Origin of the sequence: Candidatus Pseudothioglobus sp. Uisw_050_01 (genome assembly GCF_048085775.1) — a bacterium.
Classification (GTDB): domain Bacteria; phylum Pseudomonadota; class Gammaproteobacteria; order PS1; family Pseudothioglobaceae; genus Pseudothioglobus.
Window position 1 is genome coordinate 965,277 of the sequence record NZ_CP159804.1, and the last position, 20,512, is coordinate 985,788.

The following is a 20,512-nucleotide window of genomic DNA, read 5'->3' on the forward strand; positions in this document are numbered from 1 at the left end:
TAGCTAATCAGTTATATAATTTAACAAAATAATTAATAATTAAATTACCAATGTTTAACTTCCTAAAGAAAGAAACACCTCCTAATGCTCCTGAAGTTGTTCAATCTGTAGACTGGACTAAAGACATAAAGAGAAGTAAAAAAATTGGTGAAGAGGTTGAGCAATTATCTTTTTTATATAGCTCTGAAAACAATAATGAGACTAAAGGGACTAAGAAGGGACTAAGTAGGGACCATCTTCAAATTCTAAAAAAATGTAAAATAGAAAGCAGCGCCTTAGAGTTAATGAAGATTTTAAAGAGATCAAATAAATCAAAGTTTAAAACAGCAATCATCAACCCACTTCTGGATCAAAACTTCTTAGAGCTAACAATTCCAGATAGCCCTAAAAGTCCAAGTCAAAAATACAGGCTTACAGGTAAGTTTGTTAAAAAAAGAATAAAGGAATAATAGGTTTTCAGCCTTTTTCAGTAGTTTTGTTGCTTAATTTAATATACTTTTACCCCCTGCTCCCATATCTTCTATAATTTAGACTTTCACTATTTTTCTAGACAAGTTATCGTATAAGTAATAAATAAGCAGTATATGAGCAAATTTCGAGCCCATTATGTAACTCATTGATTTTTATATGTTTAGTCAAGTATTTTCCGTTATTTAGTCATTTTTGCTAGCTTTAGCTCCTATTAACTTCGTATAATTTATATTATGTTAAATAACTAATATTAAACATAAATTACCCTAAATAGAGTTACTGTGGATAATAACAGTCTTAGTCCCCCTATTATTTCAGGTTTTTTTCACATTTTTTTCTTGGTCCCTTTATCTTTGATATGTTTTTAAACAAAAGAAATTATTCGCTTTTAGGATTACTCGTGCTAATGTGGGGATCATCATTTCTTTTAATTGATCGCTCACTATTATTTTTTTCTCCTGAGCAAGTCGTTGGCTATAGATTATTTATTGGTGCGATTACTATGATGTTAGTTGCCTTCTTTTATGGAAAGAAATTTCCTAGATCTATTACGCCTTGGCTTCATTTTATTGTTTATGCTGTAATTGGTAATATTTTGCCTTATCTTCTAATTGCTAAGGGACAAGTAACAATTACGTCTGGGATGGCTGGATTGTTGATGGCTATTATGCCGTTAGTTACACTTGTTCTTGCGCATTTCTTTCTACCTAACGATAAACTAAATAGATATAAGGCATTTGGATTTGTTATTGGAATATCTGGTGTGCTATTTATATTAAGTCCTTCACTTAGAGATGGCTCTAATACGTTGATTGGAATCTTACTAGTATTATCTGCTGCATGTGCTTATGGAGTTAATACTATAATTGCTTCTCGGTTGCCCTCTTATGACCCTATTGTATCCAGTGCATGTGTATTATTAATTGCTAGCACGCTCTCTTTTTTTATATGGCCAGGTGTATTTTTTATTGATTTTTCTGGTGTTCCATTATTGAGTGGTGCCAGTCTTATTCTTCTTGGAATACTACCCACTGGTCTTGCAGCTCTCGTTTATTTCATTATTATCAACTCTGCTGGTGCAACATTTCTTTCTAATATTAATTATTTAATCCCTGTTGTTGCTTTTTTCCTTGGAGCATTGCTACTTGGTGAAGATATTCTTTTAAGTAATTTATTGGCATTAGTCCTAATTATCTCTGGAATTTTTGTATCAAGATTTAAATCTTAATATTTATTTTTTTTGATTGTTTTATAGTGAAATTTCTCCCTTTCTTTCAATTACTTAGCCCTTTTTTATCCTAAATCCATTTAATAATCTTATATCTATATTATTTATATTCTATATTTAGTGTATATTTATCTCCGTAAGCACTAAATGTAGTACATCTTTCAGGAGTAGGGTTTGAGTCAAGAAATACAGGCTGTAAAAGACAATGCAGTCGATCAAGAAATATTAGTTACTAAAAGAGACGGCTCAAAAGAGTCAATTGACCTTGAAAAAATCCACCGTGTTGTTCATTGGGCATCTCAAGACCTTGATAATATTTCTGTTTCACAAGTTGAAATTAATGCTCAATTAGCTTTTTTTGATGGTATCCGCACTGAGGATATCCATGAAACAATTATTAAATCTGCAGCAGACTTAATCTCTACTGATGTTCCTGATTATCAATATTTAGCTGCTCGATTAGCAATTTTTCATTTGAGAAAAAAAGCTTATAAATCTTTTACGCCTCCCTCTCTAATTGATCATGTAACAAAACTGACTAAATTAGGTATATACGATAAAGATATTCTCGATAAATATAACGCATCTGAATTTGAAGAGTTTAATAACTATATTGATCACTGGCGTGATATGAAGTTTTCTTATGCTGCTGTTAAGCAATTAGAAGGTAAATATTTAGTTCAAAATCGAGTGACTGGTGATATTCATGAATCACCGCAAATGTTATACATGCTTGTTGGAATGTGCTTATTCCAAGAGTATAAAGGTAAAGCAAGAATTGATATTGTAAAGCGCTTTTATGATGCCTCATCTAACTTTAAAATTTCCCTTCCTACGCCGATTATGGCTGGTGTTAGAACTCCAACGCGTCAATTTTCATCTTGCGTTTTAATTGAAACTGATGATGATTTAGACTCAATTAGTGCTGCATCTGGTGCAATTGTTAAGTACGTTTCTCAGCGTGCTGGAATTGGAATAAATGCTGGAAAAATTAGAGCTATTGGAAGTCCAATTAGAGGAGGGGAAGCAACTCATACTGGATGTATACCTTTCTTTAAACACTTTCATACTGCTGTTAAATCCTGCTCGCAAGGTGGTGTTAGAGGTGGTGCTGCAACTTTATTTTATCCACTATGGCACCTTGAAGTTGAAAGCCTATTAGTGCTTAAAAATAACACTGGTACCGATGAAAACAGAATTAGGCATCTTGATTATGGTGTTCAATTTAATGGATTAATGTATGAGCGCTTTTTAAAAGACTCTGATATCACACTATTCTCACCAAATGATGTTCCTGGTTTATATGACTCTTTTTTTGCTGATCAGAAAAAATTTAAAAAACTCTATGAGAAATACGAGAGTGATGATTCAATCCGAAAGGAGACCATTAAAGCGCGTGACTTATTTGCAATGTTCATGAAAGAAAGGGCAAATACTGGTCGCATTTACCTTCAAAATGTTGATCATTGTAATACTCATGGTGCTTTTAACCCAGAGTATGCTCCAATCAGACAATCGAACCTTTGTATGGAGATCACGCTTCCAACGAAGCCCCTGTTTTCAGTCCAAGATGAAAAAGGTGAGGTTGCACTTTGTACTCTTTCTGCAGTTAATCTAGGCGCGTTAGATAGCCTTGATGAGCTTGAAGACATTACTGAAATTATTGTCCGCTCTTTAGATTCATTACTAGATTATCAGGACTATCCTCTCAAATCAGCTGAGATTGCAAGTAACAACCGACGTACACTTGGTATTGGAGTAACAAACTTAGCGTATTACTTGGCTAAAAATGATGCCAAATATTCAGATGGTTCAGGAAATGACTTAATTCATAAGACCTTTGAAGCACTTCAATACTACTCTTTAAAAGCTTCAAATAAGCTTGCAGAAGAACTTGGTCCCTGCCCTCTTTTTTCTGAAACTCAATACGCAAAAGGCATAATGCCCATTGATAGTTACAAAAAAGATATTGATGCATTTTGCTCCACAAAGCTAGAGTTAGATTGGGATACACTTAGAAAAAATATTAAATCTAAAGGTCTAAGAAATTCAACTCTAACAGCATTAATGCCTTGTGAAAGTTCATCTCAAATCTCGAATTCAACGAATGGAATTGAGCCTCCTAGAGGCTTTATATCAGTAAAACAATCAAAAGATGGAATATTAAAACAAGTTGTTCCTGAATACGAAAAACTTCATAAAAAATATGAGCTTCTTTGGGATATAAAGGATAACGAAGGTTATCTTCAGTTATGCGCGATTATGCAAAAATTCGTGGATCAATCAATCTCAACAAATACTCATTATGACCCTTCTCAATTCGAAGGAAGTAGAGTTCCTATGAAGTTATTTTTAATGGACTTACTTAAAGCTTATAAGTATGGAATTAAAACGCTTTATTATCATACGACAAGAGATGGCTCTGGTGATGACCAAAATAACACTAAACAGGGAGATGATGATTGTGAAGATGGTGTTTGCAAACTCTAAAATATAATTATGTCTTATAGTATTTTTAATCAAGAAATAAATGACACCTTAAAAGAGCCTATGTTCTTTGGGGATTCTGTTAATGTCGCCCGATTTGATCAACAAAAATTTGAAATATTTGAAAAGCTAACTGAAAAACAGCTTTCTTTCTTTTGGCGTCCTGAAGAAATAGATGTTTCAAAGGATAAAATTGACTTTAGTAAGTTATTGCCCAATGAAAAACACATTTTTATTTCCAATCTTCAGTACCAAATCTTGCTAGATTCGGTTCAAGGACGCTCACCTAATATAGCCTTCTTGCCAATTGTTTCACTACCCGAGCTAGAGAATTGGATTGAAACCTGGGCATTCTCTGAAACGATTCATTCTCGCTCTTATACTCATATTATTAGAGCAATTATGAATGAACCTGGTGTTATATTTGATGAAATAATGAAGACAGACGAAATTATCCAGAGAGCGACAAGTGTCTCTAAGTACTATGACAAGTTAATTAAGCACACTCAAGCTTACTTGCTTCATGGTGAGGGTGAGCACCTAATTAATGGCGAGTCAATTAATATCAACTTATACTCACTCAAACGCCTAGTTTATTTAACTATTATGTCAGTTAATATTCTAGAAGCGATTCGTTTTTATGTAAGTTTTGCATGCTCTTTTGCTTTTGCAGAAAGAAAGGTAATGGAGGGTAATGCAAAAATTATTAAACTAATTGCCCGCGATGAAGCACTTCATCTTACCGGAACTCAGCATATGTTAAATTTAATGCGTGACGGTAAAGATGATCCAGATATGCAAGCAATTGCTATTGAGTGCGAAGCAGAAGTCATTGAGATGTTTAAAGATGGTGCAAACCAAGAAAAAGAGTGGGCAGAGTATTTATTTCGTGACGGATCAATGATTGGTCTTAATGCTGAAATTCTTAAACAATATCTTGAATATATTACTAATAATCGTATGGCAGCATTAAATATGCAGCCTATCTTTGAACAAACAACGAACCCCCTTCCATGGCTCAATCATTGGTTAGATTCAGATAATGTTCAAGTTGCTCCTCAAGAAACTGAAATTACCTCATATTTGGTTAGTGCTATTGATAACACAATTGATGCAGAAGATCAAGATTTTGATGATTTTAAGCTCTAAATGTTGCCCATTGAATGTTTAAAATTGATGTTGATAATATAAATGGAAAAACAGAGTCACTCTATGTTTATGGTGATGAATCAATATTAACTGAGCTTGAAACTAACAACGTTTTAATAAATTTTAATTGCAGACAAGGTCACTGCGGAAGCTGCATATTAAGGCTTGTGAAAGGTGATGTCATTCATAAAGACTGCCTTGTTCCATTATCCCCAGGAGAAATCCTTGCATGTCGATCAAGACCAATAACTGATATCAAAATTACCTCTAAATCTTAACTTTCTTTAAGATAACTAGTGACTTCTTCATAATTACCTCGAAAAATGATTCTTTGTTTTTTCTGTTCAATTTGATAGTTATACATTGGGTCATAATAGTCAACTAAAAGCGACTCAATAAGAGGTAAATAGTCATTTAAATCTTCATTTTTTTGATGATTAATTAGCGCTAAATTTAATTGCTTTAAAAGAATTTTATATCTATCTCCACCTAATCTTTTTTGAATTTTAGAGAGAGAATTTAGCCAATAATTTGAATAAAGCTCAAAACCAAAATCACCATGTAAAGCTCTAAATTTTTTAGCCATATCAATAACATAAGATTTTAAACTAATACTTAATCTCTCTTCAAGGCTAGCATTTAAGATAATAATATCAGACTGGCGTGCTTTAATTTTTATAGCATCTGGCATGTGTATCATGCCAATATTATTACCCTCATCTTCTATTAAAAATACATTATAAATTTCCTTCTTAATTAACTCTACACTTAGCTGGTTTTCAAAGTCAATCTGTCTGGGCTGCGGAGTTACGTCATTACCAAAAGCAGAGCCTCTATGATTCGCAAATCCTTCAAGATCTATACTGTTATCAAGCTCATTTAATAACAATGTTTTACCACAACCCGTTTGGCCTCCTAAAACTAAGAGCTTCTTTTCATTTAAAATTCGACTCATCTCATCAATAAGAAATGACCTGATCGCTTTATAGCCTCCTTTTATTCGAGGAAATGAAATTCCTGATTGTTCATAAATCCACTCTTGAGCAATTTTAGAGCGCAATCCCCCTCTAAAACAAAAAAGCGCACCAGTTGGATGTTTATTAGCAAAATCAAGCCAATTGTCTATTCTTTGCTCTTTTAATGACCCTTTTACAAGCTCATGTCCGAGTTTAATTGCAGACTCTTGGCCTCTATCTTTATAGCAAATACCAATTTGATGTCTTTCTTCATTAGTCATCAGAGGAAGATTTAAAGCACCTGGAAAAGATCCATCCGCAAATTCAATGGGGGCTCTGATATCGAGCAATGGCTTGTTATCTATAAAAATTTTCGAAAAATTATTAATTTCTTCGAGGCTACTCATCTTAAGAAAATAGATTCAGAATTATCACTAGTTTTAATAATTTTTCCTATTGGATTAAGATTTATATTGTTAGAAGTTAGTAGCTTATTAAACTCTGACATAGCTTCTTTTGAAACAGTAATCAATAGACCTCCACTAGTTTGTGGGTCACAAATAATTAATTTCTCCAAATCAGAGAGTTTACAAATAGATTCACCATAACTATCAAAATTTCTCTCAGTGCCTCCTGGCACACATCCTTTATCAATATATTTTAAAATATTTGGTAATAATGGTAATTTATCAAAATATATTTCTGCAGAAACGTTACTGCCTCTACAAACCTCTAGTAAATGTCCTGCTAAACCAAAACCAGTAACATCTGTCACTGCGTTAACACCTGAAATTTGAGCTACTTTAGAGCCAATATCATTTAGTGCACACATTTGGTTTACAGCCATAATATGATCATCAATGCTTACTACTTTCCTTTTTTGCGCCGTTGATAAAACCCCAATTCCTAGAGGTTTTGTTAAAAAAATAGTATCGCCAATTTGTGCACTTGTATTTTTTTTCAGCTTATCAATATCAACAATTCCAGAAACAGAGAGGCCAAATATTGGTTCTGGAGAGTCAATACTATGACCACCTGCCAATGAAATCCGCGCGCGGCTACAAATTTCACGGCCACCCTCTATTACCCTTGCGCCAATATCGGCAGAGAGTTTATTAATGGGCCAGCCAAATATTGCTATTGCCATTAGTGGTTGGCCTCCCATTGCATAGACGTCACTTAAAGCATTACTTCCAGCAATCATACCAAAGTCAAAAGGATCATCTACAATTGGCATAAAAAAGTCTGTGGTGCTAATAAGTGCCCTACCATCGCCTAAGTCAAAGACTGCAGCGTCATCACTCGACTCATTGCCTACCAATAAGCCTGGATCTACAAAACTACTAATATTTGTACCTATAATTTCTTTTAGAAGCTTAGGTGAAATTTTACAGCCACAACCAGCACCATGACTGAATTCAGTAAGCCTCACTGGAGATGAATTAGTTTTCATATTTATTTGATTAAAGAATATTTTAAATCTAACTTTTTATAAAGATCAGACGGCGTAATTGATGGGTTTAAATCCATAATTTCAAATGCAACAACATTATCTTCAACACCATCCCAATTTTTTATATACGAACCATCTTTATAGCCATTTTGCTGCCTAAAAGTATTCAGTTGATTTTTAACAACGTAACGCTTGTATAAATTCTCAATATCAATATCTAAATGAGAAATTATTGTAAAGAATAAGTCGGTAATCTTACGGATATTGTTAGTCTTTGGCTGAATACTTGAAGCAACGGATAAGCTCAACATTTCTTCTAAAGAGTCAACCAAAATATCAACATCAAAACTGCACGTAGGCTCAAGCATTAAAAATTTATTTGAATATTCTTGATCACCAATACGTATAGATTCAGACATTACAAAATGCCAAATATCAACTAACTCGACTCTAATATTATCCCAGTCTGGCTGGTCATCAATATTTTTCCAGTGCTTCCAATTAAAAGAGTCAATTGCCTCAGCTACCTCCATATAAATCCCTCGATACCAAGAAATTTTTCTATTCTCTCGAGTAAACCCAGTTAACCATATCTCACCATTTGTCTCATCATTTAATTGCTTTTGAAGGGTAAACATTTGTTCAATTTGATTCATAATTTTTTTCTGTATTAAGGAATAAATAAATTATAGGAAGTTAATTACTAATAACTTGGAATAAGTCCCTAGTATCTATCAACTGAAGGGTCAATTTCTCTGGACCATGCATCAATTCCACCTTGAAGATTTACTAGAGATTGAAAGTCTTTGGAAATCAGAAAGTTTGCAACCTGCATTGATCTCATCCCATGGTGACAATAAACTGCAATATTGGCATCAGGATTAAGATCAGAAAATGATTCAGCAATAGTACTCATGGGGCAGTGAATTGCCCCCTCAATCTTGCATAGATCCAACTCCCACTTTTCTCTAACATCAATAAGAACAGTGTCATTATTACTCAGATAATTTTGAAATTCTTTGGGATTTAAGTTATCTATCATTTTGAGCCTCTTGTTATTTCTACTATTAGAATTATATTTTATTCTTAACAATTAAGCATGGGTAAATTTAATGGGTAAAATTTCATTTGTGAGTAAAGATAATGATGATATTTTTAAATTTCCCTGTGACTACCCTATTAAGATTTTTGGGTTAAATCAGCCTGACCTAAAGCAAACTATTTGCTCTATAGTTGAAAGCCATATCGGGCAGCTTCATGATAATCAAATTACTACCAAAAAAAGCTCTAAGGGTAAATATGTTTCAATAACTGTAAGGATTATTGCAACAAGTAGAAAACAACTTGATGCTATCAATCATGAATTACAAGCTTCCCCTTTAGTTTCCTATCTTTTATAAAACCTGATGTTTGAAATACGCGATAAAGGTTTTACAGATTACATTCAAACATGGGATGAAATGAAATCTTTTACCGAAGCTAGGAATATCGAAACTCCTGACGAATTATGGCTATTAGAACATAACAGCGTATTCACTCAAGGATTATCTGGAAAACCAGAGCATCTTCTCAAAGAAACTGAAATACTAGTAGTGCAGTCTGATAGAGGTGGTCAAATAACCTATCATGGTCCAGGTCAATTAATAATTTACTGCCTAATTGACATTAAGAGACAAGGAATTAGTATTAAAAAAATGGTGTATCTTATTGAGCAATCCATAATAGACTTATTGGCTGATTATTCCATTGAGGCACATAAAATTTCAGGAGCTCCTGGTGTTTATGTCGATGGATCAAAAATTGCAGCACTAGGTCTAAAAGTTAAACAAGGTAGGACATATCACGGCTTAAGCCTAAATATTGATATGGATCTCACGCCTTACAGCCTAATTAACCCTTGCGGTTATAGTGATTTAAATGTTACCCAAATGTCCAATCTAACGGATAATACACTCGATATTTATGACATCAAACTAAAACTATCTAATTATCTAAAGAACTATGTCGCAAGAACTTGAAATTAAAGCACTTAAAGGTGAATCCAAAATTAGTAGACTTAAGATTAAGCCTGATTCTGAAAGAAAACCATTAAAAAAACCAAACTGGATAAGAATTAGACACTCAGGCTCTAAAAAAGTTAATGAACTTAAAGAGACATTACGGAGTCAAGAGTTATTTACAGTTTGCGAGGAGGCTCAGTGTCCTAACCTCAGTGAATGCTTTAACCATGGCACCGCTACATTTATGATTATGGGTCAAATATGTACCAGAAGATGTCCTTTTTGTGATGTTGCTCATGGTAGGCCAAAAGCTTTAGATACAAATGAGCCGCTTCATTTAGCTGATACTATTTCTAAAATGTCACTAAAGTATGTTGTTATTACCTCGGTTGATCGAGATGACTTGAGAGATGGAGGTGCTGGCCACTTTAAAGAGTGTATAGATGCTATAAGAAGTAAAACTCCTCAAGTAAAAATTGAAATTTTAACGCCTGATTTTAGAGGAAGAGTTGAAAAAGCTCTGGATATTTTCAAAGACTGTCCGCCTGATGTTTTTAATCATAACTTGGAAACGGTGCCTAGCCTTTATCCCAAAGTCCGTCCTGGCTCAGACTATGAACAGTCGCTGAACCTTCTTAAAAGCTTTAAAGAAAAACATCCTTCTGTTAAAACAAAATCAGGTCTTATGCTTGGTGTTGGTGAGACTGAAAGGCAAGTGATTGACGTTCTAAAGGACTTAAGATCTCATGATGTTAATATGTTAACGTTAGGTCAATATCTACAGCCAAGCAAGCACCACCTTGCAGTTGAGGAATACATTACGCCTGAGCAGTTTCAAAAATATAAAAAGATAGCAGATGATCTTGGTTTTAATCAAGTTGCAAGCGGCCCTATGGTTAGGTCTTCTTACCACGCAGACCTTCAAGCAAAAGGCGAGCTTGTTTCATAAAAACTTATAAATTTAAGCACTCATTCTTTGATTTTTATAACTATTTAATTTGATAAAAAGTATAATAATATTATGATTAAAACATTCTTTATAGCTCTCGCATTTTTCTGCATCATTGATGTGTTCTGGATATATTTTGTTGCAACGCCAATGTACAAACAAGAGGTTGCATCTCTTATGGAGCTTAAAGTTGCCCCTGCTATCATGTTTTATATAATCTTCTTATTGGGTTTAATTTTCTTTGTTATCAATCCTAATCTTAGCAATACACTTCTAAATGTTTTTATGATTGGTGCTTTTTATGGTTTAGTAACCTATGGAACTTACGACCTAACTGTTTACGCAACTATGAATATCTTTAGCCTTAAGCTAGTCGTCGCAGACATTCTATGGGGAATGGTTCTATCTGGCTCTGTAGCAACCCTTACTGTATTTACTTCAGCTAAATTAAACTAACTTAATTATGTCTATTGCATATACTTCTGGTGAGCCCTCTGGAATTGGTCCTGATATAGCCCTCATATACGCTCAAAAAGAAAGAAATGAAGATCTCCTGGTTTATGGTGATCCTGACGTATTAATCAATCGAGCAAAGCTTCTTAATTTACCTATCTCCTTAAAGGACCATAAAACAAGGAAAGCAAACGAATTAAGTATTTATCCTATAAAAACAAAGTCAAGGGTTGAGCCAGGGAAGTTAAACCCAGATAATTCAGATTATGTATTGTCATTGATTAGGCATGCAACTAATGATTGTGTTAATAAGAATTGTGGTGGTATGTTGACTGGCCCTATAAATAAGGCTGTCATTAATCAATCTGGAATTGAATTTATTGGTCACACTGAGTATCTTGCTGATTTAACTCAAACCCCTAAAACCGTAATGCTTCTTGCTACAGATCAGCTTAAAGTTGCTCTTGCTACTACTCATCTTGCTCTAAAAGATGTATCTAAAAATATCACAAAAGAATCTCTTATAAAAGTCATTACCATCATTAATAATGATTTTAAATACTTAGGAGTCGATAACCCATCAATTCTTGTTTGCGGTCTTAACCCTCATGCTGGTGAAAATGGATATCTTGGGGATGAAGAGTTAATAACAATTATTCCTGCTTTAAATTCACTCAAAAAGAATGGTATTAATCTTATTGGGCCAGTTCCAGCAGATACTGCCTTTACCCCAGACTCATTAAAAAATATTGATGTAGTTTTAGCAATGTATCATGATCAAGGCTTACCTGTATTAAAAGCAAAAGGTTTTAAAAATGCAGCTAATATAACTTTAGGCCTCCCTTTTATTCGTACTTCTGTTGATCATGGCACAGCTCTAGACCTTGCAGGTACTGGCAATATTAGCCTAGGTAGTTTTAATACAGCACTATCCTACTTCAAGACTTTAACTAATAATGCGTCACCAGCCTAGAAAAAGATTTGGACAAAACTTTTTAGTTGATACTCAAATTATCAGCCAAATTATTTCTACAATATCTCCAAAAAATGATGAAAATATTTTAGAAATTGGCCCAGGAAAAGGAGCGATTACTTTTCCTTTACTTGAACATTTAGATCATTTAAGTGTTATTGAAATTGATAGAGATTTAGTTTCTATGCTTGAATTAGAGGGACAAGAAAAACTAACTATCTATCAGTCAGATGCACTAACATTTGATTTCAGTCAAATTCCTAATAAAATTAGAGTGATTGGAAATCTCCCATACAATATCTCATCCCCTTTATTATTTCATCTTCTTGACTATAGAGATCAAATTGTTGATATGACTTTTATGCTTCAAAAAGAAGTGGTTGATAGAATAGTTGCACATCCAGGAAATAAAACTTATGGACGTCTTAGCGTTATGATGCAAGCTTTCTATGAGGTTGAGTTAATGTTTATTGTCCCAAAAGAATCTTTCGAACCTCAGCCAAAAATTGAATCTGCTATACTTTATATGAAAACGAAAGAGCAGCCGCTAGTTAGAAACTCAAAACCTTTAGAGGAAATAGTAAAACTTGCCTTCTCCAAGCGAAGAAAAACACTAAAAAACTGTTTAAAATCTGTTTTAAATCAATCACAAACTGAAATTGACTTATCACAAAGAGCTGAAATGCTTTGTACTGCAAACTTTGTAACCTTAATGAATGACTATGAAAAACAAAATTGAAGTAAACGTAGAAGTGACATACTTACCAGAGCAATCAAACCTAGTAAAAAATCAATATACTTATGCTTACACCATTACCATTACAAATAATGGAGAGACTGGAGCACAGCTAAGAACGAGACGCTGGCTAATACAAGATGAATCTGGGGAAACTGAAGAGGTTATTGGTGAAGGCGTAATTGGGCAGCAACCCCACCTTTCACCGGGTGAAAGCTTTAAATATAGCTCTGGCGCAGTAATTAGTACTGAAACGGGAACCATGAAAGGGTCTTATGGAATGATTAGTGATCAAGGACAAAGGTTTGATGCGATCATTCCAGAGTTTACATTAAGTGAACCCTATACCCTTCATTAGGCAAAACACATGGACTATGCCATTGGTGACGTGCAAGGCTGCTTTAATAGCCTTAAAGGTTTATTAAATAAAATTAATTATAATATCGATAGAGATCGATTGTATTTTCTAGGTGATGTTGTTAATCGAGGTAATAACTCACTTGAAACGCTCCGCTTTATTCACTCAAATCAAGATAACATGAACATGGTTCTTGGTAACCATGATTTCCATCTAATGGTTTGTGCATTAACTAAGCGCCAGCCTAACAAGAATGACACGTTCTTAGACATATTGTCTGCATCTGATAAAACTGCTTTGCTTGACTATCTCCTTACTAGGCCACTTGTAATTGAGCATAAAGATGCGCTCTTTGTTCATGCAGGAGTTCCACCTCAATGGAGCAAGTCAGATGCAATCAAAAATGCAGAGGCAGTTCATAAAAACCTTCAATCAAAAAATGTAAGTGAATTTTTATCCAAAATGTATGGTAATTATCCAAATAAATGGTCTAGCAACCTTTCGAATGAAGAAGGCTCTCGTTACACAATAAACGCCTTAATGAGAATGCGTTTTTGCAAAGAAGATGGTGAACTTGAATTTGAGCATAAGTTAAATGTTGATCAAAACCCAGATAACTTTAAAGCTTGGTTTTTGCATTCAAACCGACTGATGGCTAATGAAAAAATATTTTTTGGGCACTGGTCATCTCTTAAAGATGTCGACTCGAAAAATATTTACCCTCTAGACCATGGGTGCGTATGGGGTGACAGGCTTACAGCTTATGATTTAAAAAACCATAATTATATTTCACAAAAATCATTAGAAACTAATTAGGATGGCGCACTTCTCAGATTAATAGAGCCTTCATAAACAAACTCTCCAGGGCCAGTAAGATAGACTTTTTGTCCATCATACTCAACCATTGCATTTCCACCATTTAAGCGCACTTTTACCTTTGAATTAAGCAAGCCACGTCTAACTCCATGAATCACAGCTGCACATGCCCCTGAACCACAAGCAAGTGTCTCACCAACCCCTCTTTCAACAACCCTTAACTGGACTTCATTTTTACTTAATACTCTCATAAACCCAACATTGACACCCTCAGGAAAGTCATTAGAGGATTGAATTTCTAATGCAGTAGAATCTATATCAGATAAGTCATCTAAAATCAAAATAGCATGAGGATTTCCAATCGATAAAGATCCAACTTTAAACCCTTCAATAAAATACTCAGAACTCTCTTCATTAGCATTAAGAGGAATTATGGATGGTAGAAAATTTGGTTCACCCATCTCAACTCGAACAGAGTCATCACTGTTGAGTGTTAAAACCATAATGCCAGTATTAGTTTCAACAGAAAGTGGATTCTTATAAGATAAATTTTTCTTTTGAATATAAAGAGCAAGGCACCTTGCACCATTTCCACATTGGTTAACTTCAGAGCCATCAGCATTGAATATTACATAACGAAAATCGGCATCTTTTGATGATGAACTCTCAACCATGAGCAATTGATCAAAGCCAATCCCAAAACGACGATTAGATAATTTTCGAATTTCTTCAGTAGATAAACTAATATCACCATCAATATTATTAATTACTATGAAGTCATTTCCGAGGCCATGCATTTTTGTAAAATATATCATGTTTGTATTTTAACCTTTTGTATCATGATTTATTTAGATACTGCTATGCTAAAATCTACACAACTCTTTAATTCATCAAAATAATGAATACTCCAAGTAATATAACGCTTAGTAAGAATAAAAAACAACTTACTGTAACATTTGATAATACTGATTACTCGATGACTAGTGAGTATTTAAGAGTTTACTCACCTTCAGCAGAAGTTCAGGGTCATGGCCCTGGTCAAGAGACTCTCCAGCTAAATAAGCAAGATGTAAGCATTCAAACACTTACTCCAATGGGAAATTATGCTATTGCAATTCATTTTAGTGATGGCCATACTACTGGAATATACTCATGGAGCTACCTTTACAAGCTTGGCAGTAAAAGGAATGAATTATGGCAAGATTATTGCAATCGAGTTGATGATAAAAACAACAGTAAAAATTATCATGAGGTTCAAATTTGACCATAGAAAACTAATATTAGAATTTTTAGTGTTAGTTTGACAATATGATTGGTAATTTTGTTAAAATTAGAATTAAGTTTATTTGTATATGCTTATTAGAACTTATACAAATAATAAATTAACTACTTTAGGTAAAAAAAATGAAAAATAAATTTATTCAGTTTTCAGCTCTACTTTTCTTATTTTTTACAACTCAAGCCCTCTCTAATCCAATTGATAAAATAAATTTTATTGGTCTCAACAATACTTCTGAAAGCACTCTTCTAGAGATAATGCCATTTGAAATTGGTCAAAATTTTTCTCCTTATGCTAGCGATAAAATTATAGAATCTCTTTTTAATACTGGGTTATTTGAAAATATCAGTATTATTAAAAATGAAAAAACTATTAATATCACTTTAAAAGAAAATCCAAATATAAAATATTTTGAAATTAACTTAAAAACAGACTCAGTCTTCTCTAATTGGATAAAAGGTGAAAAAATGTATTTTACATCTGAAGCTTTAAAAGAGTTCCAAGATGAGAATCAGCTTTCAACTGGTGATATTTATACTATAAGAAAACTTAATGAATTTATTTCGTTTCTTGAATCTAAGTATTCTGAATCGGGCTATTACAACTCTCAAATTAATCAGAGTGTTTCAATAGATGATCAAAATAGAGCCGGAATAGTGCTGGAAATCAATCAAGGTGATAGAGCAAAAATTGATACTTTCACTATCACAGGCTCTGATAAATTTATCGAAAATGATTTATTAAAATTATTTAAAATTGGTGAGGCTGATATGGCTTTAATCAATTATTTTACAAATAAAGATAACTTTACAGACGCTGAATTTTCAAGGGGAGTCGACCTAATGACTAATACTTATTTTGATTCTGGCTATTTAGACTTTAAGATCCTTAATATTGATTCAATCCTTGATGAAAATAAAGAAAAAATTTCAATTAACATAGAGATATCTGAAGGAATTCAATACAAATTAGGTGAAGTTTCTTTTGATGGAGAACTGGGAAATACCAAACTTGATGACCTTAATAATGCCATCTCCTTAAACAAAGGTGAAGTTTTTAATCGTAATGCAGTAATTCAGAGTATTCAGTCATTGACTGATTTATTTGCTGATGAAGGCTATGCTTTTGTGGAAATCAATCCAGTGACTTCAGAGTTCCTTGATTCAGTTAATATCAATTTTGTAATATCATTAAACAAAAAAGTATACATAAATAGAATAACAATTTTAGGTAATACTCGTACTCAAGATGAAGTAATTAGGCGCGAAATTGGAGTTTCTGAAGGAGGATTATATTCAAGAAGTATACTTAGAAAATCTCTACTAAAACTAAGAAGACTTGGTTACTTTTCAGATGTGCAAATTGCCACAGCAGAAGTTGATGAGATGCCTGATAAAATAGACATAAGCCTTATGGTAGAAGAGACGCAAACTGGTTCAGTTAGCTTCTCAATGAGTCACAGCAATAACTATGGGATTTCTTTTGGTGCAGGAATAGAAGAAAAAAATATTTTTGGATCTGGAAATACTCTGAATGCACAACTAAAGCTATCAGAATCATTTAATAAAATTAGCTTCTACTTTATGAACCCTAACTTCAATGATGAAGGCCATAGTATTAGTCTTGGTGCTTTTAAAAGTGAAATTAATGATGATGATATAGCAATAAACTCTTATGAAATCGATTCTACAGGGGTAAGTTTTGGATATGGTATACCTTTGAGTGACAATACAAGAATTAATAGTAGTTTAGAATTTTCAAAAAATGATATTAAGTGTAGCTCTTTATTTTCAAGTAGTTTGTATGAATCAAGTCAATGTGCAATAAAAAGCAATGATGAATTCAAAGCAAAAGTTAACTGGAATAAAAATACTTTAAATAATTATCTTTACCCAACTGAAGGCGTAAGTAATTCATTGAATGCTGGTATTTCATTGCCAATGGGTGACTATAGATACTTTGATATAAGCGCAGATTATGCAAGCTACGCACCCATAAATAATACAACCACTTTAAAACTTACTGGTAATCTAAATTTATCAAAGGGCTATAGTGGAAAAGAACTCCCATTCTATAAACGTCATTTTGGAGGTGGAAGTGGCTCTGTAAGAGGTTTTGGAAATAAAACTCTTGGTCCACTTTATCCAAATGGAAAGGCTAAAGGTGGTGAAATTTCTATACTTGGTAGTGCCAATCTTATAGCGCCTGCATTTTTCATGGATAACAATGAAAAAATGAGAATGAGTGTATTTGTAGATGCTGGCAATGTCTATGAAAAAACCTCAAATATAAAACTTGGTGATATAAGAATGTCCACAGGCTTTGCATTTGCATATCTCAGCCCTATTGGACCAATTGGAGCCTATGTATCAACACCAATTATTAAAAAATCTGGTGATACTATTGAAAGTTTTGGCTTTTCTTTAGGCTCTGGATTCTAAAACTCTCATGAGGAATATAGCTATATCTTGCTTAGTTTTGCTATCTATATCTGCATTTTCTGAAACAATTAAAATAGGCTATATAGATACAGAGCAAGTAGTTAATAATTTACCTCAATACCAGCAAAGTGTTCTAGAAATATCTAAAGAATTTGAGCCAAAAAAACAAGAATTACTAAACTTATTCAAACACATTGAACTTCTTAGAGAAAAAGTTAATGCTATAAATAACACTGAAAAAAAAGAAAATCTTCAAATAGAATTATCTAAACTTACTTTACTTGAAGAAAGTTTTAAAAAAGAGACAGAGTATTGGCAAGAAACGATGAATACTAAAAAAATCAAATTACTTCAAAAAATTGAACTGCTAATTAACAACACAATCAATGACCTAGCAATTTCTGAAAGCTATGATCTTATTCTTTATGAAAATGCCGCCTTTGTAAGTGATGAGGTGAACATTTCTAATAAAGTGATTCAAAGAATTCAAAATAATTCATTATGATGCTTACTCTTGAAGATATTGCTAAACTAATAGACGCCAAAGTTTATGGGAAATCTTCTAAAGAAATTATAGGAATTAATACTTTAGTTAAGGCAACTTCAGATCAAATTTCTCATGCAATAAGTCAGAAATATAAAAAACCTCTAATTAACTCTAATGCCGGTGCTGTGATTGTTGATAAAAAACTTATTGAGCACTGCCCTACTAATGCTTTATTAGTTGAAAATGTTTCTTTAGCTTATGCATTACTAACACATGAATTTAAGAATCATCAAAACATTAATCATTTTCAAACAACTTCACAAGTAATTAATTCCTTTAGTAATGTTAATATTGCTCAAGGTTGTATTGTTGGTAAAAATGTAACTATTGGTGAAAATACTTTTATTGGTGCAAATTGTGTAATCGAAGATAATGTAACTATTGGCATGAATTCACTAATTGATTCAAACGTAACAATCCATAAAGGGTGTGAAATTGGTAAAAAATGTGTACTTTCATCTGGTGTAGTCATTGGTTCTGAAGGCTTTGGAAATGCTAGAGATCAAAACAACCATTGGCATGCGATTGCTCATCTTGGAAATGTAATTATTGGTGATGATGTCTCTATTGGGGCAAATACAACTATTGACAGAGGCTCTATCGATAATACAGAAATTCATAGTGGAGTAAAAATTGATAATCTTATTCACATAGCTCATAACGTAATTATTGGAAGTGATACTGCTATTGCAGCAAAAACTGGTATTGCTGGAACCACTGTTATTGGGAAAAGATGTATGATTGGTGGCATGGTTGGAATTGTTGACCATCTAACAATAACTGATGATGTTATAGTTAACGCGACAAGCACAGTTAATAGAAATATAACAAAACCAGGAATTTATACTGGCTTTGTTCCTCTTATGCTTCATTCAGAGTGGAAAAAGGCAGGAGTATGGCTCACAAAACTTGATAAAATTGCTACTTTGCTAAAAATTAAATTAAAAAATATTAAATAATCCTATGAAAATGAATATTAATGAGGTTAAAAATTTTCTACCTCACCGCTACCCTTTCTTGCTTATTGATAGGGTAACTAACCTTGAAGTGGGAAAAAGTCTTACAGCTATAAAAAATGTTACTTTTAATGAGCCGCATTTTACTGGTCACTTTCCTGATCAGCCTATTATGCCTGGGGTCCTAATAATTGAGGCTTTGGCACAAGCAACTGGAATATTAGCTTTTAAATCTGAGGTTGGAAAGCCGCAAACTGGGCAAATTTACATGTTAGTAGGTGTTGATAAAGTTCGATTTAAAAGGATGGTTGAACCAGGCGATCAATTAGAAATTTATGCTGAAATTATTACTGTTAAGCGTGGTATATGGAAATTCAGCTGTAAGGCCTCAGTTGAAGGTAAATTAGTCACTGCTGCTGAAATTTTATGTACTCAAAAATCTGCTGAATAATAATTATGTCTATTGATCCTTCTGCCATTATTCATGAAAGCGCTAAAATTCATAAAAGTGCCGTAATATCTGCTTATGCTGTTATCGGTGCTAATGTTGAAATAGGTGCTGGTACAGTAATAGATTCTCATGCTGTAATTGCTGGCCCTTCGAAAATTGGTAAAAATAATCATATTTACTCTTTTGCTTCTATTGGTGGTGATCCTCAAGACATTACTTATCAAGATGGGCAAGAAAGCAACCTAGTAATAGGAGATGATAATATGATTAGAGAGTTTTGCACAATTAACAGAGGCACTGAAAAAGAGAACTCTTTAACAAGAATTGGCTCAAATAATATGCTCATGTCGTATGTTCATATTGCACATGATTGCCAACTCGGTGATCATATCATTATGTCTAATAACGCCTCACTAGCTGGTCATGTTAGAATTTCAGACTGGGCCATACTTGGTGGCTTTGTTTTAGTTAAACAATTTTGCGGCATTGGAAGGCATTCTTACGCTGGAATGGGTAGTCAAATCAATAAAGATATTCCTGATTATATGGTTGCAGCTGGCATCCATCCAAAAATAAGAAGTATTAACTCTGTTGGAATGAAAAGAAGAGGCTTTAGTGCAAGCTCAATTTCATCTATAAAACGTGCCTTTAAGGTCGTTTATCGTGATTCTCAAGGCAGACTTCTTGACCATGCATTAAGTGATCTTGAAGCATCAGAGTCTGACAGTCACGAAGTTATGCAATTTGTAGAATGTATACGAAACTCAAGAGTGGGCATCATGCGCGGCCCAGTTGATGAATAGATAGCA

Annotated in this window: 24 protein-coding genes; 19 read left to right on the forward strand and 5 right to left on the reverse strand. The window is 33.4% G+C overall.

The features are described from left to right. The first annotated feature begins 50 nt into the window (after nt 1-50). The 5 genes from ABXT51_RS04865 to ABXT51_RS04885 all read left to right on the forward strand — a co-directional run bounded on the left by ABXT51_RS04865 (nt 51) and on the right by ABXT51_RS04885 (nt 5,613). Nucleotides 51-449 carry a Fic family protein gene (locus ABXT51_RS04865; RefSeq protein ID WP_416694093.1) on the forward strand — a complete coding sequence of 133 codons (399 nt, stop codon included), beginning with the start codon at nt 51-53 and terminating at the stop codon, nt 447-449. A 380-nt stretch (nt 450-829) separates the two neighbouring features. Beyond that, nucleotides 830-1,699: a DMT family transporter gene (locus ABXT51_RS04870; RefSeq protein WP_416694095.1), complete on the forward strand. Its 870-nt coding sequence runs from the start codon at nt 830-832 to the stop codon at nt 1,697-1,699. Nucleotides 1,700-1,873: 174 nt separating this feature from the next. Next, on the forward strand, nt 1,874-4,189 hold the full coding sequence (gene nrdA / locus ABXT51_RS04875; RefSeq protein ID WP_416694097.1) for a class 1a ribonucleoside-diphosphate reductase subunit alpha: 2,316 nt from the start codon (nt 1,874-1,876) through the stop codon (nt 4,187-4,189). A 9-nt stretch (nt 4,190-4,198) separates the two neighbouring features. Further along, entirely contained in the window at nt 4,199-5,335 is a 1,137-nt protein-coding gene (nrdB, locus tag ABXT51_RS04880; protein ID WP_416694099.1) for a class Ia ribonucleoside-diphosphate reductase subunit beta, read from the forward strand. Between the two features lie 14 nt (nt 5,336-5,349). After that, nucleotides 5,350-5,613 (forward strand): 2Fe-2S iron-sulfur cluster-binding protein, encoded by a 264-nt coding sequence (locus ABXT51_RS04885; protein WP_416650766.1) that lies wholly within the window; start codon nt 5,350-5,352, stop codon nt 5,611-5,613. Here the strand turns inward: ABXT51_RS04885 and mnmH are convergent. The 4 genes from mnmH to ABXT51_RS04905 all read right to left on the reverse strand — a co-directional run bounded on the left by mnmH (nt 5,610) and on the right by ABXT51_RS04905 (nt 8,786). Then, on the reverse strand, nt 5,610-6,698 hold the full coding sequence (gene mnmH / locus ABXT51_RS04890; protein WP_416694101.1) for a tRNA 2-selenouridine(34) synthase MnmH: 1,089 nt from the start codon (nt 6,696-6,698) through the stop codon (nt 5,610-5,612). The two genes, ABXT51_RS04885 and mnmH, sit on opposite strands and share 4 nt — an antisense overlap. Further along, on the reverse strand, nt 6,695-7,744 hold the full coding sequence (gene selD / locus ABXT51_RS04895) for a selenide, water dikinase SelD (RefSeq protein WP_416694103.1): 1,050 nt from the start codon (nt 7,742-7,744) through the stop codon (nt 6,695-6,697). Before selD ends, mnmH begins: the two co-directional genes overlap by 4 nt. A 2-nt stretch (nt 7,745-7,746) precedes the next feature. Next, entirely contained in the window at nt 7,747-8,400 is a 654-nt protein-coding gene (locus ABXT51_RS04900; RefSeq protein ID WP_416694105.1) for a dUTP diphosphatase, read from the reverse strand. Between the two features lie 68 nt (nt 8,401-8,468). Next, nucleotides 8,469-8,786 carry a rhodanese-like domain-containing protein gene (locus ABXT51_RS04905; RefSeq protein WP_416694107.1) on the reverse strand — a complete coding sequence of 106 codons (318 nt, stop codon included), beginning with the start codon at nt 8,784-8,786 and terminating at the stop codon, nt 8,469-8,471. Nucleotides 8,787-8,856: 70 nt separating this feature from the next. Between ABXT51_RS04905 and ABXT51_RS04910 the strand changes: the two genes are divergently transcribed. The 8 genes from ABXT51_RS04910 to ABXT51_RS04945 all read left to right on the forward strand — a co-directional run bounded on the left by ABXT51_RS04910 (nt 8,857) and on the right by ABXT51_RS04945 (nt 14,029). Continuing rightward, on the forward strand, nt 8,857-9,144 hold the full coding sequence (locus ABXT51_RS04910; protein WP_416694109.1) for a YbeD family protein: 288 nt from the start codon (nt 8,857-8,859) through the stop codon (nt 9,142-9,144). A 6-nt stretch (nt 9,145-9,150) separates the two neighbouring features. Beyond that, nucleotides 9,151-9,762: a lipoyl(octanoyl) transferase LipB gene (gene lipB / locus ABXT51_RS04915; protein WP_416694111.1), complete on the forward strand. Its 612-nt coding sequence runs from the start codon at nt 9,151-9,153 to the stop codon at nt 9,760-9,762. Then, nucleotides 9,746-10,693 carry a lipoyl synthase gene (gene lipA, locus ABXT51_RS04920; protein WP_416694113.1) on the forward strand — a complete coding sequence of 316 codons (948 nt, stop codon included), beginning with the start codon at nt 9,746-9,748 and terminating at the stop codon, nt 10,691-10,693. The genes lipB and lipA overlap by 17 nt, the downstream gene beginning before the upstream one ends. 72 nt (nt 10,694-10,765) lie before the next feature. Further along, entirely contained in the window at nt 10,766-11,149 is a 384-nt protein-coding gene (locus ABXT51_RS04925; protein WP_416694115.1) for a DUF2177 family protein, read from the forward strand. A gap of 7 nt (nt 11,150-11,156) precedes the next feature. Beyond that, entirely contained in the window at nt 11,157-12,119 is a 963-nt protein-coding gene (pdxA, locus tag ABXT51_RS04930; RefSeq protein WP_416694117.1) for a 4-hydroxythreonine-4-phosphate dehydrogenase PdxA, read from the forward strand. Next, complete coding sequence (gene rsmA, locus ABXT51_RS04935) at nt 12,103-12,858, forward strand: 16S rRNA (adenine(1518)-N(6)/adenine(1519)-N(6))-dimethyltransferase RsmA (RefSeq protein ID WP_416694119.1); 756 nt, start codon at nt 12,103-12,105, stop codon at nt 12,856-12,858. Before pdxA ends, rsmA begins: the two co-directional genes overlap by 17 nt. Continuing rightward, nucleotides 12,836-13,213: a Co2+/Mg2+ efflux protein ApaG gene (gene apaG, locus ABXT51_RS04940; protein WP_416694121.1), complete on the forward strand. Its 378-nt coding sequence runs from the start codon at nt 12,836-12,838 to the stop codon at nt 13,211-13,213. The genes rsmA and apaG overlap by 23 nt, the downstream gene beginning before the upstream one ends. Before the next feature lie 9 nt (nt 13,214-13,222). Beyond that, nucleotides 13,223-14,029, forward strand: coding sequence for a symmetrical bis(5'-nucleosyl)-tetraphosphatase (locus ABXT51_RS04945; protein WP_416694123.1), 807 nt, complete (start codon nt 13,223-13,225; stop codon nt 14,027-14,029). On the opposite strand, the gene dapF is transcribed toward ABXT51_RS04945, so the two are convergent. After that, nucleotides 14,026-14,844 (reverse strand): diaminopimelate epimerase, encoded by an 819-nt coding sequence (gene dapF / locus ABXT51_RS04950; protein WP_416694125.1) that lies wholly within the window; start codon nt 14,842-14,844, stop codon nt 14,026-14,028. The genes ABXT51_RS04945 and dapF overlap by 4 nt on opposite strands. A gap of 83 nt (nt 14,845-14,927) precedes the next feature. Here dapF and ABXT51_RS04955 point away from each other — a divergent pair, with 83 nt between their 5' ends. The 6 genes from ABXT51_RS04955 (at nt 14,928) to lpxA (ending at nt 20,506) form a co-directional block, all read left to right on the forward strand. Then, nucleotides 14,928-15,293: a gamma-butyrobetaine hydroxylase-like domain-containing protein gene (locus ABXT51_RS04955; protein ID WP_416694127.1), complete on the forward strand. Its 366-nt coding sequence runs from the start codon at nt 14,928-14,930 to the stop codon at nt 15,291-15,293. A gap of 140 nt (nt 15,294-15,433) precedes the next feature. After that, entirely contained in the window at nt 15,434-17,749 is a 2,316-nt protein-coding gene (gene bamA, locus ABXT51_RS04960) for an outer membrane protein assembly factor BamA (protein WP_416694129.1), read from the forward strand. Between the two features lie 7 nt (nt 17,750-17,756). Then, complete coding sequence (locus tag ABXT51_RS04965; RefSeq protein ID WP_416694131.1) at nt 17,757-18,254, forward strand: OmpH family outer membrane protein; 498 nt, start codon at nt 17,757-17,759, stop codon at nt 18,252-18,254. Continuing rightward, complete coding sequence (gene lpxD, locus ABXT51_RS04970; RefSeq protein WP_416694133.1) at nt 18,251-19,255, forward strand: UDP-3-O-(3-hydroxymyristoyl)glucosamine N-acyltransferase; 1,005 nt, start codon at nt 18,251-18,253, stop codon at nt 19,253-19,255. The genes ABXT51_RS04965 and lpxD overlap by 4 nt, the downstream gene beginning before the upstream one ends. A gap of 4 nt (nt 19,256-19,259) precedes the next feature. Further along, nucleotides 19,260-19,703, forward strand: a complete 444-nt coding sequence (gene fabZ / locus ABXT51_RS04975) for a 3-hydroxyacyl-ACP dehydratase FabZ (RefSeq protein WP_416694134.1) — start codon at nt 19,260-19,262, stop codon at nt 19,701-19,703. A 5-nt stretch (nt 19,704-19,708) separates the two neighbouring features. Next, nucleotides 19,709-20,506, forward strand: coding sequence for an acyl-ACP--UDP-N-acetylglucosamine O-acyltransferase (lpxA, locus tag ABXT51_RS04980; RefSeq protein ID WP_416694136.1), 798 nt, complete (start codon nt 19,709-19,711; stop codon nt 20,504-20,506). Nucleotides 20,507-20,512 lie beyond the last annotated feature (6 nt).

Bases quoted from the DNA above. Each gene is read 5' to 3' on its own strand.
- ABXT51_RS04910 (WP_416694109.1), top strand. From the start codon at position 8,857: ATGGGTAAAATTTCATTTGTGAGTAAAGATAATGATGATATTTTTAAA.
- ABXT51_RS04865 (WP_416694093.1), top strand. From the start codon at position 51: ATGTTTAACTTCCTAAAGAAAGAAACACCTCCTAATGCTCCTGAAGTT.
- dapF (WP_416694125.1), bottom strand. From the start codon at position 14,844: ATGATATATTTTACAAAAATGCATGGCCTCGGAAATGACTTCATAGTA.
- ABXT51_RS04900 (WP_416694105.1), bottom strand. From the start codon at position 8,400: ATGAATCAAATTGAACAAATGTTTACCCTTCAAAAGCAATTAAATGAT.
- ABXT51_RS04885 (WP_416650766.1), top strand. From the start codon at position 5,350: ATGTTTAAAATTGATGTTGATAATATAAATGGAAAAACAGAGTCACTC.
- mnmH (WP_416694101.1), bottom strand. From the start codon at position 6,698: ATGAGTAGCCTCGAAGAAATTAATAATTTTTCGAAAATTTTTATAGAT.
- pdxA (WP_416694117.1), top strand. From the start codon at position 11,157: ATGTCTATTGCATATACTTCTGGTGAGCCCTCTGGAATTGGTCCTGAT.
- selD (WP_416694103.1), bottom strand. From the start codon at position 7,744: ATGAAAACTAATTCATCTCCAGTGAGGCTTACTGAATTCAGTCATGGT.
- rsmA (WP_416694119.1), top strand. From the start codon at position 12,103: ATGCGTCACCAGCCTAGAAAAAGATTTGGACAAAACTTTTTAGTTGAT.
- lipB (WP_416694111.1), top strand. From the start codon at position 9,151: ATGTTTGAAATACGCGATAAAGGTTTTACAGATTACATTCAAACATGG.
- ABXT51_RS04945 (WP_416694123.1), top strand. From the start codon at position 13,223: ATGGACTATGCCATTGGTGACGTGCAAGGCTGCTTTAATAGCCTTAAA.
- lipA (WP_416694113.1), top strand. From the start codon at position 9,746: ATGTCGCAAGAACTTGAAATTAAAGCACTTAAAGGTGAATCCAAAATT.
- bamA (WP_416694129.1), top strand. From the start codon at position 15,434: ATGAAAAATAAATTTATTCAGTTTTCAGCTCTACTTTTCTTATTTTTT.
- apaG (WP_416694121.1), top strand. From the start codon at position 12,836: ATGACTATGAAAAACAAAATTGAAGTAAACGTAGAAGTGACATACTTA.
- fabZ (WP_416694134.1), top strand. From the start codon at position 19,260: ATGAAAATGAATATTAATGAGGTTAAAAATTTTCTACCTCACCGCTAC.
- ABXT51_RS04955 (WP_416694127.1), top strand. From the start codon at position 14,928: ATGAATACTCCAAGTAATATAACGCTTAGTAAGAATAAAAAACAACTT.
- ABXT51_RS04905 (WP_416694107.1), bottom strand. From the start codon at position 8,786: ATGATAGATAACTTAAATCCCAAAGAATTTCAAAATTATCTGAGTAAT.
- nrdB (WP_416694099.1), top strand. From the start codon at position 4,199: ATGTCTTATAGTATTTTTAATCAAGAAATAAATGACACCTTAAAAGAG.
- ABXT51_RS04925 (WP_416694115.1), top strand. From the start codon at position 10,766: ATGATTAAAACATTCTTTATAGCTCTCGCATTTTTCTGCATCATTGAT.
- lpxA (WP_416694136.1), top strand. From the start codon at position 19,709: ATGTCTATTGATCCTTCTGCCATTATTCATGAAAGCGCTAAAATTCAT.
- ABXT51_RS04870 (WP_416694095.1), top strand. From the start codon at position 830: ATGTTTTTAAACAAAAGAAATTATTCGCTTTTAGGATTACTCGTGCTA.
- ABXT51_RS04965 (WP_416694131.1), top strand. From the start codon at position 17,757: ATGAGGAATATAGCTATATCTTGCTTAGTTTTGCTATCTATATCTGCA.
- lpxD (WP_416694133.1), top strand. From the start codon at position 18,251: ATGATGCTTACTCTTGAAGATATTGCTAAACTAATAGACGCCAAAGTT.